Genomic DNA, 14876 nt, shown 5'->3' on the forward strand with positions numbered 1-14876 from the left:
AGCCGTTGCGACCACCCGACCATGACAACCAGCGATAAAAGAGGTTGATGATGACCGATCAGATCAGTCAAGACACCGCCGATCCACGGGTCATTCAGAGAGTTCTGGACGACAATCCAGAACTGAAGTCCCTGGGTAACTACGAATTCGGCTGGCACGACTCCGACGAGGCCGGCGCTGTTGCCAAACGTGGCCTGGATGAGGACGTCGTCCGGCACATCTCCAGCATCAAAGAAGAGCCCGAATGGATGCTGAAAACCCGGTTGAAGGGTCTGCGCTACTTCGACCGCAAACCGTTGCCGACCTGGGGTGCCGACCTGTCCGGGATCGATTTCGATCGTATTAAGTATTTCGTGCGTTCCACCGAGCGTCAGGCCAGCACCTGGGAAGAACTTCCCGAAGACATCTTGGAGACTTACGAGCGGTTGGGTATCCCCGAGGCCGAGCGTGAGCGCCTGGTCGCCGGTGTGGCCGCCCAGTACGAGTCCGAGGTGGTCTACCACCAGGTCCGTGAAGATCTGGAGGCCCAGGGCGTGATCTTCATGGATACCGACACCGCTTTGAGAGAACACCCGGAGTTCTTTGAGGAGTACTTCGGCTCGGTGATTCCGGTCGGCGATAATAAGTTCGCCGCGCTGAACACCGCGGTCTGGTCCGGTGGGTCCTTCGTCTACGTCCCCAAGGGCGTACACGTCGAGATCCCGTTGCAGGCCTACTTCCGGATCAATACCGAGAACATGGGTCAGTTCGAACGGACGCTGATCATCGCCGACGAGGACTCCTACGTCCACTACATCGAAGGTTGCACCGCCCCGATCTACCAGACCGATTCGTTGCACTCAGCTGTGGTGGAGATCGTGGTCAAGAAGAACGCCCGCGTGCGTTACACCACCATTCAGAACTGGTCGAATAACGTGTATAACCTGGTCACCAAGCGTGCCGTGTGCGAAGAGGGCGGGACCATGGAGTGGATCGACGGCAACATTGGCGCCAAGACCACCATGAAGTACCCAGCCGTCTACCTCACCGGTGAGCACGCTCGCGGTGAGACCCTGTCGATGGCTTTCGCCGGCGCCGGCCAGCACCAGGATACCGGTTCCAAGATGGTACACCTGGCTCCGAATACCTCCTCGAACATCGTCTCCAAGTCGGTGGCGCGTGGTGGGGGGCGCGCAGCCTACCGTGGCCTGGTCCAGATCGTGTCCGGGGCGAAGAACTCCGCGAACTCCACGATCTGTGACGCACTGCTCGTTGATACCATTTCGCGCACCGACACCTACCCCTACATCGATATTCGCGAAGACGACGTCACTCTCGGCCACGAGGCCACCGTCTCCAAGGTCTCTGAACAGCAGCTGTTCTACCTCATGAGTCGTGGCCTGTCCGAGACGGATGCGATGGCGATGATCGTCCGCGGGTTCGTGGAGCCGATTTCCCGGCACTTGCCCATGGAATACGCACTGGAACTGAACAAGCTAATCGAATTGCAAATGGAAGGATCGGTGGGCTAACGGTGACCAACACTACACACGCTCGTGACACGGAAACCGGGGGAGCGGCTCCCCTGATTCCAGGCATGACGGATGAGGGTGAGACCTTGTCCACGGAGATCGCCGATGCCACCCAGGCGTCCCATCTGGATGCCGAGACCAAACAGAAATTCGGTACCTCACGCGCCGACCGGACCATCAGCTACGATCTGGCGGACTTCCCACAGCTCACCGGACGCGAAGAGGAATGGCGGTTCACTCCGATCGAGCGGCTTTCCGGTCTGGAGTTGCCCGGCGGCGATGAGCAGCGACTGACCGGACCGGGTCCGCAGGTCACCGTGGAAGAAACCCAGGGCGTCACGGTCGAAACCGTCGGCCGCGACGATCAGCGTCTGGGGCAGGCTTTCATTCCTGATGATCGCGTCTCAGCGGCTGCCTGGCACAACTTTCAGGAGGCCACCGTGATCACTGTGGCTGACGAAACCGAACTCGACAAGCCGTTGCTGGTCGATATCGCTGGCGAGTCCCAGGAGCCAGCCGCTCAACACGTGCGAATTCACATAGGTCGCCATTCCCAGGTGGTGCTGGTGATCAACCAGTCCGGATCAGCGGTGCTGGGTCAAAATATCGAGATCACTGTGGATGAGGGTGCCTCACTGAACGTGGTCAGCATCCAAGCCTGGGACGAGGGTTCGGTCCACGCCGGATCCCAGCAGGCCAAGGTGGGTCGCGACGCCAAGTACCGCCATACCTTGGTCACCTACGGCGGTTCGTTAGTCCGATTGACGCCGACGACCCGCTTCGCCGGTCCCGGCGCCAACGTGGAGATGTACGGCCTATACTTCGCTGATGCCGGCCAGCACCTGGAGCACCGGATCTTCGTGGATCACTCCACCGAGAACTGCGTCTCCGATGCGCTGTACAAGGGAGCGCTACAGGGTGATTCGGCTCGTACTGTGTGGGTTGGCGATGTGCTGATCCGTAAAGAGGCAGAAGGCACTGATACCTACGAGAAGAACGAGAACCTGTTGCTCACCGACGGCGCGCAAGCCGATTCGGTTCCGAACCTGGAGATCGAAACCGGCGTCATTGAAGGTGGCGGACACGCATCCTCCACCGGTCGCTTCGATGAGAATCAGCTGTTCTACCTGATGGCCCGGGGTATTCCCGAGCCCCAGGCCCGCAAGCTGATCGTGCGTGGGTTTTTGAACGAAATCATCCAGAAGATCGGTATCGACGATGTGGAACGCCGACTCGTGGAAGTCATGGAAGCCGAAATCCGCGGGCTAGAATTCTAATTCCCGCGAGCTACCCACTACCAACGACGACCGGAGGCCGGTTGGCCTTCACCAAACCAAGGCATCAAGGAGAATTTGTAGCTATGTCAACCCTTGAGGTAAAGAACCTCCACGTTTCGATCGAGACCGAAGACGGCGTCAAAGAGATTTTGAAAGGCGTGAACCTGACCGTCAATTCCGGTGAGACTCACGCGCTGATGGGCCCCAACGGCTCAGGAAAGTCCACTATGGCCTCGGCCATCGCCGGTCACCCGGCCTATGAAGTCACCGCAGGTGAGATCCTGCTCGACGGTGAGGACCTGCTGGAAAAGTCTGTCGACGAACGCGCTCAGGCCGGTCTGTTCCTGGCCATGCAGTACCCGGTGGAAGTCCCCGGCGTGACCATGACCAACTTCCTGCGCACCGCCAAGACCGCCATCGACGGTGAGGCGCCCTCCTTGCGTCACTGGTCCAAGGAAGTCAAGGACGCCTTCGAACGGCTCCAGATGGACCCGGCGTTCTCCACCCGTAACGTGAACGAAGGGTTCTCTGGTGGTGAAAAGAAGCGCGCCGAAATCTTGCAGCTGGAACTATTCAAGCCTAAGTTCGCCATCCTGGATGAGACCGACTCCGGGCTGGACATTGACGCGCTACGTATCGTGTCCGAAGGTGTCAACCGGGCACAGGACGCCAACGGCTTGGGCACCCTGTTGATCACGCACTACACCCGCATTCTGCGCTACATCAAGCCAGACTTCGTGCACGTGTTCGTGGACGGTCACGTGGTGGACTCCGGAGGTCCTGAGCTGGCCGATAAGCTGGAAGAAGAAGGCTACATCAACTACGAAAAGGCTGCCGTAGCTCAGGCCTAGTCGGCCCGTGTGGCCACAGCCTGACAGCGCGAAAGCCACGACCGACCTGAAGAAGGTGTTCCCATCATGACTGACGTGAGTGCACAAACACCGATCGAGGACCTCGAAGAGGCCCTGAAAGACGTGATTGACCCCGAACTGGGTATCAACGTCGTGGATCTGGGGTTACTCTATGGTCTGAACTACGCCGAAGACGGTGTGCTGATCGTGGACATGACATTGACCACTGCAGCCTGCCCGCTGACGGATGAAATCGAAGATCAGGTCGGTCGGGCTATCGGCACGATGGTGGACGAATGGCGACTGAACTGGGTCTGGATGCCACCATGGGGCCCAGAACGCATTACTGAAGACGGGCGCGATCAGATGCGGGCCTTAGGGTTCAACATCTAAGATCGGTCAGGGCGATCGTGTGTCGATCTGGCACGTCCGATCGATCCAGCTGTTCCGACTGTCCGGCAGGAGGGGGCAACCCCCACCTGTTGCAGTGACTCCTGATCCACCTCGAGGGCCGTGTTCACCTGTGTTGTCACCTGACACCGGTGGATACGGTCCTTGATCGTCTCCATCTACTCCAACCACCCCATTTCTTCTCGTAAACTCCCGTTCGTGACATCGTCACGTCCCGCACAGAAAAGGACCGCACATGACTGAGCTGTTGACCGTCGCCGTGGATGGTTCGGCCCTGGGCAATCCCGGTCCTGCCGGATGGTGCTGGTATATCTCTGACGAGCACTGGGCCGCTGGCGGGTGGGACGAGGCCACCAATAACCAGGGCGAGTTACAGGCTGTGATTGAGTTGCTGGCGACCACGGCAAATCTGGACACCGACCTGCACATCGTGGCGGATTCGCAATACGTCATCAACTCCATCACCCAGTGGATGCCGGGCTGGAAGAAACGCGGGTGGAAGAAGAAGGACGGCAAACCGGTGCAGAACCAGCAGATGATGATCCACCTGGATCGGCTGATGACTCAAGCCCAGCAGGCCGGACGAAAAATCCGGTTTGACTGGGTGAGAGGTCACACCGGGCATGAGCTGAATGAGGCCGCCGATCAACGGGCACGGGCCGTTGCCGAAGCCTTCCGGGACGGTACCGTACCTGATTATGGCCCGGGATTAAACAGCGCGGGGAGATCATCGCATCTCACGGCCTCGGAGTCGGTCGCACAGCCAGCCTCAGCCGACCGTCTCGCGTCTGGAACCACCACGACGCAACCGAGACCCGGGGTGCAGGTGACGACCGAGCTCAGTCACGATGAATCGGAGACGATTATTGCCCGAGCCCGACAGGCTCAGCGTAGTCCGCAACAAGAGCTCGCCCGCCTGATCCGACTGGCAATGAACCACGATTACCAGAGCCCGCCCGGCCATTGAGCCTATTATTCTAGTCTGGAGTTGCCCCAGATGTGCACCTCTGCGCCACCCTGGTGTGCCTCCGTGCGGAACCCTTTCAGCTACGACCACAACCCCCAAAGGTAACCCTGATGATTTCTGCTCATAATCTGACCGTCACCGTTGGCTCGCGCACCCTGCTAGAGGACGTGAGTTTCCGTGTGGACCGCGGTACCCGGGTCGGTTTAGTCGGGCGCAACGGGGCCGGCAAGACCACGTTGACCAAGGTGTTGATGGACGAGGTAGTCCCAGCCACCGGCGAGGTGACCCGAACCGGATCGGTCGGATATCTGCCACAGGATCCACGGTCGGGCGATCCCGAGCAAACGGCGCAAGAACGGATTTTAGAAGCGCGTCAGCTCGGAGAACTACTCCGCCGGATGCGCAAGGCCGAGGCGGAGATGTCGTCGCCAGATCCCGACGTGATGGAACGAGGCATCAAGCGGTACCCCGCCGCTGAGGCCGCGTTTATTTCCGCCGGAGGCTACGCTGCCGAATCGGAGGCCAATGCCATCGCCGGGAACTTAGGGATCGACGCCGAAATGCTGGAACGGCCATTGAAAACGCTCTCTGGTGGGCAACGTCGCCGAGTTGAATTGGCCCGGATCCTCTTCTCAGCTCCGGACACCATGATTCTAGACGAGCCCACTAACCACTTGGATGTGGACTCGGTGGAATGGTTACGCGACTACCTCAAAACCTACTCCGGGGGGCTAATCGTGATCTCTCACGATCTGGCATTGATCGATGAAGTGGTCAATACCGTCTTTTTTCTCGACGCCACGCGCAGTGTCATTGACATTTACAACATGGGGTATCAGGCCTACCTGAAACAGCGTGAGGATGATGAACGTCGGCGTCGCCGGGAACGGGCTTCAGCGGAGAAGAAAGCAGCGGCTTTGTATGCGCAGGCCAATAAGATGCGCGCGAAGGCGACCAAAGCGGTGGCCGCCCAGCAGATGGCTAAAAGGGCCGACAAGATGTTGGAGGGACTGGCCGAAGAGCGTCACACCGAAAAGGTGGCCAACCTACGATTTCCGGCTCCAGCCCCGTGCGGTAAGGTGCCTCTGTCGGCCGAGGGGTTGACCAAATCCTATGGCACCCAGGAGGTGTTCACCGGGGTGGACCTGGCTATCGACCAGGGGTCTCGCGTGGTCATCCTCGGCTTCAATGGGGCCGGTAAAACGACATTGCTGAAGCTCTTAGCGGGATTGGAACAGCCTGATGCGGGACGGGTCGTTCCCGGACATGGCCTGCGACTGGGGTATTACGCCCAGGAACACGAGACGCTGGATGTCAACCGCACGGTGCTGGAAAATATGCAACGCTCCTCGTTGCACCTGGACGATACCGCGGTGCGAACTGTGCTCGGATCATTCTTATTTTCCGGCGACGATGTTTACAAGCCAGCCGGGGTCCTTTCGGGTGGCGAGAAAACTCGCTTAGCTTTGGCAACCTTGGTGGTGTCCTCGGCCAACGTGTTGTTGCTCGATGAGCCAACCAACAACTTAGATCCGGCATCTCGTGAGGAAATCTTGGACGCGATCCGTCGCTATGAAGGTGCGATCGTGTTGGTGACTCACGACGAGGGTGCGGTCCAGGCCTTGGACCCCGACCGCGTGTTGATCCTGCCGGACGCCGATGAGGATATGTGGTCAGAGGACTATCTGGACCTGGTTTCACTGACCTGAGCTGCGCCCATGCCGGAGAAGTAATCGTTAGCTTCCCCATCCGATCGGTCGCGACCTTGCAGGTCCTCGGAAGGTGTCGGAGCGTTGGGATCGGCCGGACCGGCGGGAGAATCGTCATCGGGTGGGTCGTTGGAGCAGGTTTCACAGCGCGGTGATTGTCTCTGCTGAAACGGTGGTTTGGGTGGCGGTAACGGCCTGAGGCTACCGGGAAGCAACGGGTCGGTGGGGGCTTCATAGGTATGATTGGTGGGAGTGGTCACCTGCAGCCCGTCGGCATCGGACTCGTGCTTCCAGCCGATCTTCTCCTTGGTTTGGTTACACACCCGACACAGTCCCTGACCGTTGTCATAGCTGGTGGCGCCACCATCGGTGTGTCGCTGCGCGTGGTCGGTTTCTTCTACCGGGTTCTCGCAGTGCGGTGTGCGGCAGATATCGTCGCGCAGACTGATCATCTTCTTCAGTCCTGCCGGAAAGAGCCGGGAACCGGATTCCATGGACACCATTTTGCCGGTCTGTCGATCGACAAAGAGCTTGGTAAGGAACAGCTTGGCCTCGGGGTTGGCCAACCATTTCCGAACGGTGGCTGCGGGCACGGGGCCCTGGCCGGCAATCATGGCGGGGGTGTTATCGTCGCCGAGGAATGCGTCGGCGGTGAGCACGATGTTGACCTGGGCAGCGACATTACCGGCCTTGGACTGCCCGGTGATGCGTTCGACCAACAGGTCAGCCATGATTTGTTCAAGAGTGCGGTGATCGGCCGGACCGTGCCGTTCTAATGTCGTGCGTTGGGTGGGCGCGAGGAGTTTCTTGGCATCACGTTCTAAGGTGTTGTAAACAGCTGCAACCTGTTCGGAGGGCAGATACGCGTTAAGGTTGGCCATACCGGGGCCAGCGCTCCCCGTGGTCACACGTCGGTTCTTGCGGGCTGTAGCCGCGCGACGAGCGAGCTGGTCGGCGTCGAGCCGTTGAGCATGGCCACGTGACCGCTTGCCCAACTGTCTGGGTGAGAGCCGACCGTATTGGTCGCTGAGCAGATCGTCGATCTCGGTGATGATCCTGGGGGCCAGGCCACGAACTTCCCGGGATAGGGTCATAGCGTGGGCTTCGGAGAGCTCCCCGGAGCGCATGGCACCGAGGGCACCGGGCATGTGGTCGGTGATGGTACGGGCGGCGTTGAGAAATCCATTGCCACGTTCGGGGGATTGTTTGCGTGCCATGGCGATCTCGGCCCCGAGCCCCGAACCACGCCGATTCTTGGGGATGCCGGCGGCTTTTTCGCGGTCCAGACGGAGCTTCTCTAACTGGGAGGCGGCTTGAGCCTGCATGGCCACAGCCGTGGCTTGGATTTTTTCCAAGGTTGAGATGACATCGATCGCGGTGGATTCGTCGGTGAGCGTCAAGGATTCGGCCAGCGCCCGATGGTGCTGGTGGAGCGTGGTGAGCTCTGCCAGCACGGTCTGATCGGAGTTCTCGCGGGGAATCTGTGGGCTCATGGCCACCACACTAGGTGGGGGACCATCATGGACGGCTGATGGGGATGATGATTGTGGAGTCCTGGCCGCAAAACCGCCACATGTGGAGGCTACCGCCGGCCGATGCGAAAGCAGTACTAGGTTGGGAAGATTGAGCAGGTGGGGACGATCGCGCACAGTGCAACGTGCGGTCAGTATCCCATCATCTCGTCTTCAATTTCCTCATCGGTCTTGGAACCATCACGGCGACGCTTGACCGGCTTGGCGCGCTCGATTCGCTGGGCGGAGAGGAAACCTTGTTCTTCGGTTTCTCCGGACATCTCGTCTTCGCGACGTTGAATGGCCTTCAGACGGGCCATATAACCCCAGACGACGAAGCTCATCAACCCAAAAGTGAACCACTGCATCGAATAGGATAGGTGCGGTCCTTCATCCCGCTCGGGCGGGGGCAGTTGTTGGGGCGTGGATTCGGCATCGGGGGTTTCGCTGGCCATCAGCCCATAGGCTGCCTCGGCGATATCGTCGTCGACGAGATTATTGATCGCCGGTAGATCAATCGAGGCGACTTGGCCGGCGGGGGCCTGACGTTGCAGGGTGGGCTCGCCGTTGACCACACGGGCAATAAGCTGGACGGTGCCTCCCGGCGGGTCGGGGACGGTGTCAGGACCATCAGCGCCAGCACCGGTGGGCAACCAACCACGGTCGATCAGGATCGTATCGCCTTCAACGGTGCGAAAGGGTACCAGCACCTCATAACCGGGGCTTCCAGCTCGGGGCCGGTTGCGGGCCAGCAAGGTGTCGTCGGTCAGGTACTCGCCCTCTATACTGACCGGGGTCCATTTGTCCTGCTCGTCGAACTCGGTAAACATTGAGGAATTTTCGGCGTAGGGGACCGGGTCTTGATCGTAATTGGCCACGATTTTGTTGATCTCATCGAGCTTGTGCATGCGACGATCCATCTGCCAGTCGCCAAGGAAGTAACAGACCACCGCGAAGAGGATGCAGAATATGAATCCGGCGATCCAGGGGCCGGATAAGAGAAACCGGAAGTCCAGCTTCGGTTTCGGGTCGGTGGTGTGTGAAACCATGGACGTCTCTGTCAGAGGGGTCGGGTGAATTTCCAGAAAGTGCGCGCGGCGAGGAATTGTTCCAGGTACTGGCGATGGGCATCGCAGGCCAGCCAGGTCTTTTCCCGCTCGCGGGCGTGAATTTTGGGGTTATTCCAGACTATCTTCCATCGGGCGGTTTCTTGGCATCCGCGACGGGAACATTTCTGTTCGACCTCGGTCTGCCCAGCATCGGTCCCTGCCGAGCTGGCTGCAAACAGTTGGCCCAGCACGTCGTGTCCATGATCGGTCATGACGTGCCCTGGTCAGCGCGGTCGACGCGGTCAGCGCGGTCGGCCCGGTTGCGGCCGGGGTCATCCGCGAGAGGATCGGCGTGTTGGTTCTGCGGTGCCCCCGGCGACGCATCCGTTTCCTCAGACGCATCCGGTTCCTCAGAGGGCATGAGCTGCCCGTAAAGCGCTGAACGCTGCGCCGACGATGAGGAGGAAGAGCCGGGACTGGGCTCGGGTTGCGGGAGTGCCTGTTGATCTTCGACGGTCGTGGATCCGATCTGTCGAGTGTTGTTGGCCAACACGACGGCGAAGTAAGGCAAGACCATCGCGGCAATGAAGAGCACCCAACGCAACCAGCCGTCGGCGAGCACCGCACCGATGAAACATACGGTACGGATCGTCATCTGGATGGTGTAACGCCGGATACGGCCGGACTGATCTTCGGTTAACGAGGTGTCGGCCGAGGTGATCTCGTACACCTCGTTGTCGTGCCCGCCACGACCGGAGGCCGGCCGCGAGGAGCGGCCTCGGTGGTGTTCAGTCATCGGCTTGCCTTCTGGGTGGGTGCCATAGCGCGGTTGGTTGTCCCGTTTTGTCTCGTTATCCTGCAAGTCATCCTCCATTGTCCCACTTTCGCCCGTAGAGTGGACACTGATCAATCCGGGTGTTTCTTCCCCGGTGAACGCCCAATCCCGTACCGTCGTGAAATCGTCCGTCCCCTCGCAACAAGGAGCAGAGATGTCCGAGCAGTCTGATCAGAGCCCGCAGTCCATAACCGCCCGCACCGTCCTGGTTACCGGTGGTAACCGGGGGATCGGCCTGGCCATTGCCGAAGCCTTCCGGGATGCCGGAGATCGCGTGGTGATTACCTCCCGCTCCGGTACCGGTCCCGAGGGGCTAGAGTGCGTGACAGCCGATGTCACCGATATGGCCTCAGTCGATGCGGCCTTTACCGAGGTGGAAGAAAAATTCGGGCCGGTCGAGGTGCTGGTGGCCAATGCCGGGATCAACGACGACCAGTTGTTGCTCCGGATGGACGAGGACAGCTTCTCCAACGTGGTCGATACCAATCTGACCGGTGCTTTCCGGGTGCTCAAGCGCGCTGCTAAAGGCTTCATCCGGGCCAAAAAAGGTCGCGTGGTGCTGATCTCGTCGGTGGTGGGCATGTTGGGCTCGCCGGGGCAGATCAACTACGCGGCCTCGAAATCGGGACTGATCGGGATGGCCCGGTCGTTGACCCGGGAACTGGGATCCCGAAACGTGACCGCCAATGTGGTGGCACCGGGATACATCAATACGGAGATGACCGAGTCGCTGGACGAGGACTTGAAGAAGAAGTACAAGACCCAGATTCCGGCGGCGCGTTTCGCCGAGCCCTCCGAAGTGGCCGGTGTGGTGCGTTGGTTGGCTTCCGATGAGGCCAGCTATATTTCCGGGGCCATCATTCCGGTCGACGGTGGTTTGGGGATGGGACACTGACCCAAACTGATCAGCTCTGATCGTGAGATATCGTCAGAGAGAATGGATACGAGGAGAAAGAGCATCATGACCGAATTACCAGATCTCACCGGTCGCGGGGCGATCGTCACCGGGTCGTCTCGCGGGGTCGGAGCCGATACCGCGAAGTTTTTAGCCGAGCGTGGCGCCGGGGTGGTGGTGAACTACCGCCAGAAAGCACCGCGGGCCAAGAAGGTCGTCTCCGCCATCGAGGAAGCCGGTGGCAAGGCGGTGGCTGTTGGCGCAGATATCACTGAGGCTCAAGGCCGGGCCGCCATGATTCAGGCAGCCACGGAGAATTTCGGAGAGCTGTCGATCCTGATCCTGAATGCCTCCGGGGGCATGGAATCCGATCTGGGTGAAGATTACGCCATGCGATTGAACCGTGACGCCCAGGTGGCGCTGTTGACCGAAGCCGCTGAGGTGATGCCAGAACAGTCCGAGGTCGTGTTTGTGACCAGCCACCAGGCGCACTTCATCGATCAGGTTGATACCTTGCCGGAGTACGAGCAGGTTGCCCGGTCCAAGCGCGCCGGAGAAGTGGCCCTGCGCGCGCAGATCCCGGCATTGACTGCCAAGGGCATCCGGCTGGTGGTCGCCACCGCCGACATGATCGAAGGCACCATTACCGCCACCTTGCTCAACCGCATGCGTCCCGGAGCGATCGAGGCACGTCGCCAAGCTGCCGGAAAGCTCTATACTGTGGCGGAATTTGCCGAAGAAATTGCCGGATTGGTAGGTCGCACCGATCTTCAGACCGGTCACACTGAATATGTCGGGGGAGCCGAGGACTTCTTGGCCGTGGCCGGCGATCCAGACCACGCAGAGAACTGATCAGACCGCGCTGGGGGCGGATCAGTAACCCAGTAGCGCCCGGACCGGATCCAGGGACGCAATATCGAGTTCTAGATCCGCGTGCGGGCGCAGTGCTGGTTTGGCGTTGAAGGCAATGCCATAGTCGGCACGTTGCACCATCTGCATGTCATTGGCACCGTCACCGATGGCGACGACCACCGCAGCAGTAGGCTGGTCGGTGGTTCCGAGGGTCTCGCGCCAGCGGGTAAGTTGCTGTCCTTTCACGGTAGCGTCAACAACCTCGCCCACCACGGCACCGGTCAAACGGTCGTCGACAATCTCCAGGGTATTCGCCCTGAACTCGTCTAATCCCAGCCGGTGGCGGAGGATCTGCAGCACCTGGGTGAAGCCACCCGAGACCGCGCAGGCAGTTCCGCCGTGGGCGTGGGCCGCGTTGATCAGGTTTGTCGCGCCGGTGGTCGGCGTAGCCAGCTGGGCCACCTCGGCAATGACCTGGCGAGGCAGTCCGGCCAGCGCCGCGACTCGGTGGTGCAGGGACTGGCTGAAGTCGATTTCGCCACGCATGGCACGCTCAGTCACCTCGGCCACTTCGGCTTCCCGGCCCGCGTGGGCGGCTAAGAGTTCAATGACTTCTTGCTGGATCAGCGTGGAGTCCACATCAAAAACCAACACAACGGGTGCGGTGTTGAGGCGTTGTACCAAATCAGCCGGTAGCACAGCAACATGGAACCCTTCGGCACGATCCCCGCTCAGAGCGGACTCTAATGAGGCAGTACCTTTCTCGTCATGGTCCTCAGTCTGGTGATCCTGCCCTTGATCTGCAACCACGAAACGATAACCGGCCCACCCGGGACCGGCTACTGGCTCAACGTGGCGGGCTCTGGGATGCTGACACGCAACGGGCCGTGGACCATCAGCAGTTTCGGGGGCGGAATCTGAGCGGTAGAGCACGATGCGGGATCCGGCAGGGATATCCGACACCCCGGCCAGTTCACGCCCGGCGAGCTCGCCGACGTTCTGCTCGCAGGATTGCAACGCGGGGGAGCTTTTCCAGGACTGATTCGTTGCCATGCCGATTCCTTTCAAGACGTACAACCGTGCTTTAGCCTAGTCTGGAGACATGGCCTCTTCCGATACAGTTGACACGCCCGCCACGTCCCTGCCATCACCCCACGAATTTGATCCCCAACCCGACGCGGTGCTGGAATTTGCCGACGCGACGGTCGTGCGTGGCCAGCAAACCATCCTGGATGCGGTGAGCTTCTCCGTGACAGAAGGGCAACGCTGGATCGTGATGGGCCCCAACGGGGCCGGTAAGTCCACGCTGATCAACCTCGCTGCCACCCGGATGCACCCGACTCGCGGTAATGTCGCGATTCTGGGGGAGACCTTAGGCGCGGTGAATGTCTTCGAGTTGCGCCCGCTGGTGGGTGTGAGCTCAGTGCAGGTGGCCCGCCAGATTCCGGCCACGGAGAAGATCTTGGATACCGTAGTCACCGCGTCGTGGGGTGTTACCGGCCGGTGGACTGAAGAATATGATCAGCTTGACCTGGATCGGGCCCGCTGGTTGTTGCGTCGGTGGGGCATCGCTCACGACGGCGATCGGCGCATTGGAACTCTGTCCGAGGGTGAACTCAAGCGCGTGCTGATCGCCCGGGCGATGATGACGGACCCAGAATTACTGCTCTTGGATGAACCGGCGGCCGGACTGGACCTGGCCGGGCGTGAAACGCTGGTGCGCTCCTTAGCCCAGCTGGCTGAGGACCCCTTGGCCCCCACCCCGGTGCTGGTCACCCATCACGTGGAGGACATCCCCCAAGGCTTCACCCACGCCTTGGTGCTCCGCAACGGCCGGGTGGTTTCGGCCGGACCGATCGAAACGGCACTGACCGAAGAAACACTCTCGGAGGCTTTCCGGTTGCCGTTGCACGTCTCGCGTACCGCCGAGGGACGATTCACCGCCTTCGCCCGCGGCTAGGACCGGTTCGCAAACGCGCGACCGCAACACCCCCAGAGCACGTCCGGCCCATTCCTCGGATGGGTTCCCGTGCAGGGGGACGCAAACCCTCACCTGAGCCGGATCGAGCCACGGCAGTGCGATCGACGTTACTTCTGGCCCACCGGACGGTACACTACCTTGGGTGGAAATACTCGGATTGGAACTATGGCAGGTTCTGCTGGTGCTCTTGGCCGGCTTTTGGGCCGGAACTATTAACTCGGTGGTGGGCTCGGGCACGCTGGTAACGTTCCCGGTCTTGGTCTCGGTGGGCTTCCCGCCGGTAACAGCCCAGATGTCCAATGCCATCGGCCTGGTCGCCGCCGGATTCTCCGGCACGTGGGGCTACCGTCGCGAGCTGTACCAGGCTAAAGCCGTCGTCCCAGTGCTGACCACCGCCTCATTGCTTGGTGGACTGATCGGATCCGGTTTGCTCATGGTGCTCCCCGAGGCCGTGTTCAGCTTCGTGGCACCAATCCTGATCGTGTTCGCGATCATTTTTGTCATCCTGCAACCGAAAATGTCCGCCTGGGTGAAAGCGCGCAAGGCCCGACAGCAGCAAGACGATGCACCGCCGGCCGAATCCGAGTCCATCGTGCCGGTGCCCACCGGTCCGGTGTCACCGTTGCTGTGGGTGCTGGTGTTTTTGATCGGTGTTTACGGCGGGTATTTTGTCGCTGCCCAAGGCGTGTTGCTGATCGGTGTGTTGGGGGTGTTCCTCAATGGTTTGCTGGTGCACGCTAATGCGGTCAAAACCTGGCTGTCCACGGTCGTTAATGTGGTGGCAGCGCTCGGATACATCATCTTCGCCTTCGACCGGATCAACTGGACCGCGGTGCTACTGATCGCGGTCTCATCCCTGATCGGTGGTTCTGTCGGAGCCCAAATTGGTCGCCGGATCTCGCCGTTGGTGCTACGGATCGTGATCGTGATCGTAGCCGTGGCCGGTCTGATCAACCTGGTCTTCGATCCCTTTGGGACCGGAGCGTAGCCCAATATTTTTCACACCGACAACCCAGTCAACAACACC

General features: G+C 60.4%; 15 protein-coding genes. 10 read left to right on the forward strand and 5 right to left on the reverse strand.

The genetic code is table 11. The annotated features are described in order from the left end of the window. Nucleotides 1-50: 50 nt before the first annotated feature. From sufB to QDX22_RS02515, 6 genes are all read left to right on the forward strand, one after another. Nucleotides 51-1511 (forward strand): Fe-S cluster assembly protein SufB, encoded by a 1461-nt coding sequence (sufB, locus tag QDX22_RS02490; protein WP_110098304.1) that lies wholly within the window; start codon nucleotides 51-53, stop codon nucleotides 1509-1511. 65 nt (nucleotides 1512-1576) lie between these two features. Beyond that, nucleotides 1577-2788 carry a Fe-S cluster assembly protein SufD gene (sufD, locus tag QDX22_RS02495; RefSeq protein ID WP_110101083.1) on the forward strand — a complete coding sequence of 404 codons (1212 nt, stop codon included), beginning with the start codon at nucleotides 1577-1579 and terminating at the stop codon, nucleotides 2786-2788. 83 nt (nucleotides 2789-2871) lie between these two features. Next, on the forward strand, nucleotides 2872-3639 hold the full coding sequence (gene sufC, locus QDX22_RS02500) for a Fe-S cluster assembly ATPase SufC (protein ID WP_110098305.1): 768 nt from the start codon (nucleotides 2872-2874) through the stop codon (nucleotides 3637-3639). A 66-nt stretch (nucleotides 3640-3705) separates the two neighbouring features. After that, on the forward strand, nucleotides 3706-4032 hold the full coding sequence (locus QDX22_RS02505) for a metal-sulfur cluster assembly factor (RefSeq protein ID WP_110098306.1): 327 nt from the start codon (nucleotides 3706-3708) through the stop codon (nucleotides 4030-4032). A 253-nt stretch (nucleotides 4033-4285) separates the two neighbouring features. Beyond that, entirely contained in the window at nucleotides 4286-5017 is a 732-nt protein-coding gene (locus QDX22_RS02510) for an RNase H family protein (protein WP_110098307.1), read from the forward strand. Between the two features lie 110 nt (nucleotides 5018-5127). Next, nucleotides 5128-6726: an ABC-F family ATP-binding cassette domain-containing protein gene (locus QDX22_RS02515; protein WP_122549070.1), complete on the forward strand. Its 1599-nt coding sequence runs from the start codon at nucleotides 5128-5130 to the stop codon at nucleotides 6724-6726. Here the strand turns inward: QDX22_RS02515 and QDX22_RS02520 are convergent. The 4 genes from QDX22_RS02520 to QDX22_RS02535 form a co-directional block, all read right to left on the reverse strand. Beyond that, nucleotides 6699-8219, reverse strand: a complete 1521-nt coding sequence (locus tag QDX22_RS02520) for an HNH endonuclease (RefSeq protein WP_279673875.1) — start codon at nucleotides 8217-8219, stop codon at nucleotides 6699-6701. The two genes, QDX22_RS02515 and QDX22_RS02520, sit on opposite strands and share 28 nt — an antisense overlap. Nucleotides 8220-8389: 170 nt before the next feature. Then, entirely contained in the window at nucleotides 8390-9286 is an 897-nt protein-coding gene (locus QDX22_RS02525) for an SURF1 family cytochrome oxidase biogenesis protein (protein WP_279673876.1), read from the reverse strand. Between the two features lie 11 nt (nucleotides 9287-9297). Then, nucleotides 9298-9558: a hypothetical protein gene (locus QDX22_RS02530; protein WP_279673877.1), complete on the reverse strand. Its 261-nt coding sequence runs from the start codon at nucleotides 9556-9558 to the stop codon at nucleotides 9298-9300. Continuing rightward, nucleotides 9555-10082 carry a DUF3099 domain-containing protein gene (locus QDX22_RS02535; protein ID WP_279673878.1) on the reverse strand — a complete coding sequence of 176 codons (528 nt, stop codon included), beginning with the start codon at nucleotides 10080-10082 and terminating at the stop codon, nucleotides 9555-9557. The genes QDX22_RS02530 and QDX22_RS02535 overlap by 4 nt, the downstream gene beginning before the upstream one ends. A gap of 193 nt (nucleotides 10083-10275) precedes the next feature. On the opposite strand from QDX22_RS02535, the gene fabG reads away from it, so the two are divergent. Next, nucleotides 10276-11016 (forward strand): 3-oxoacyl-ACP reductase FabG, encoded by a 741-nt coding sequence (gene fabG / locus QDX22_RS02540; protein ID WP_110110130.1) that lies wholly within the window; start codon nucleotides 10276-10278, stop codon nucleotides 11014-11016. Nucleotides 11017-11082: 66 nt separating this feature from the next. Continuing rightward, nucleotides 11083-11868, forward strand: a complete 786-nt coding sequence (locus QDX22_RS02545) for an SDR family oxidoreductase (RefSeq protein ID WP_110110131.1) — start codon at nucleotides 11083-11085, stop codon at nucleotides 11866-11868. Nucleotides 11869-11889: 21 nt separating this feature from the next. On the opposite strand, the gene serB is transcribed toward QDX22_RS02545, so the two are convergent. Then, nucleotides 11890-12921 (reverse strand): phosphoserine phosphatase SerB, encoded by a 1032-nt coding sequence (gene serB / locus QDX22_RS02550; protein ID WP_279717965.1) that lies wholly within the window; start codon nucleotides 12919-12921, stop codon nucleotides 11890-11892. A gap of 49 nt (nucleotides 12922-12970) precedes the next feature. Here serB and QDX22_RS02555 point away from each other — a divergent pair, with 49 nt between their 5' ends. Together QDX22_RS02555 and QDX22_RS02560 are read left to right on the forward strand one after the other, a co-directional pair. After that, nucleotides 12971-13828: an ABC transporter ATP-binding protein gene (locus QDX22_RS02555; protein WP_110100585.1), complete on the forward strand. Its 858-nt coding sequence runs from the start codon at nucleotides 12971-12973 to the stop codon at nucleotides 13826-13828. Nucleotides 13829-14006: 178 nt separating this feature from the next. Continuing rightward, nucleotides 14007-14837 (forward strand): sulfite exporter TauE/SafE family protein, encoded by an 831-nt coding sequence (locus tag QDX22_RS02560; RefSeq protein WP_208392102.1) that lies wholly within the window; start codon nucleotides 14007-14009, stop codon nucleotides 14835-14837. Nucleotides 14838-14876 lie beyond the last annotated feature (39 nt).

Source organism: Auritidibacter ignavus, from assembly GCF_029853775.1.
Lineage (GTDB): Bacteria > Actinomycetota > Actinomycetes > Actinomycetales > Micrococcaceae > Auritidibacter > Auritidibacter ignavus.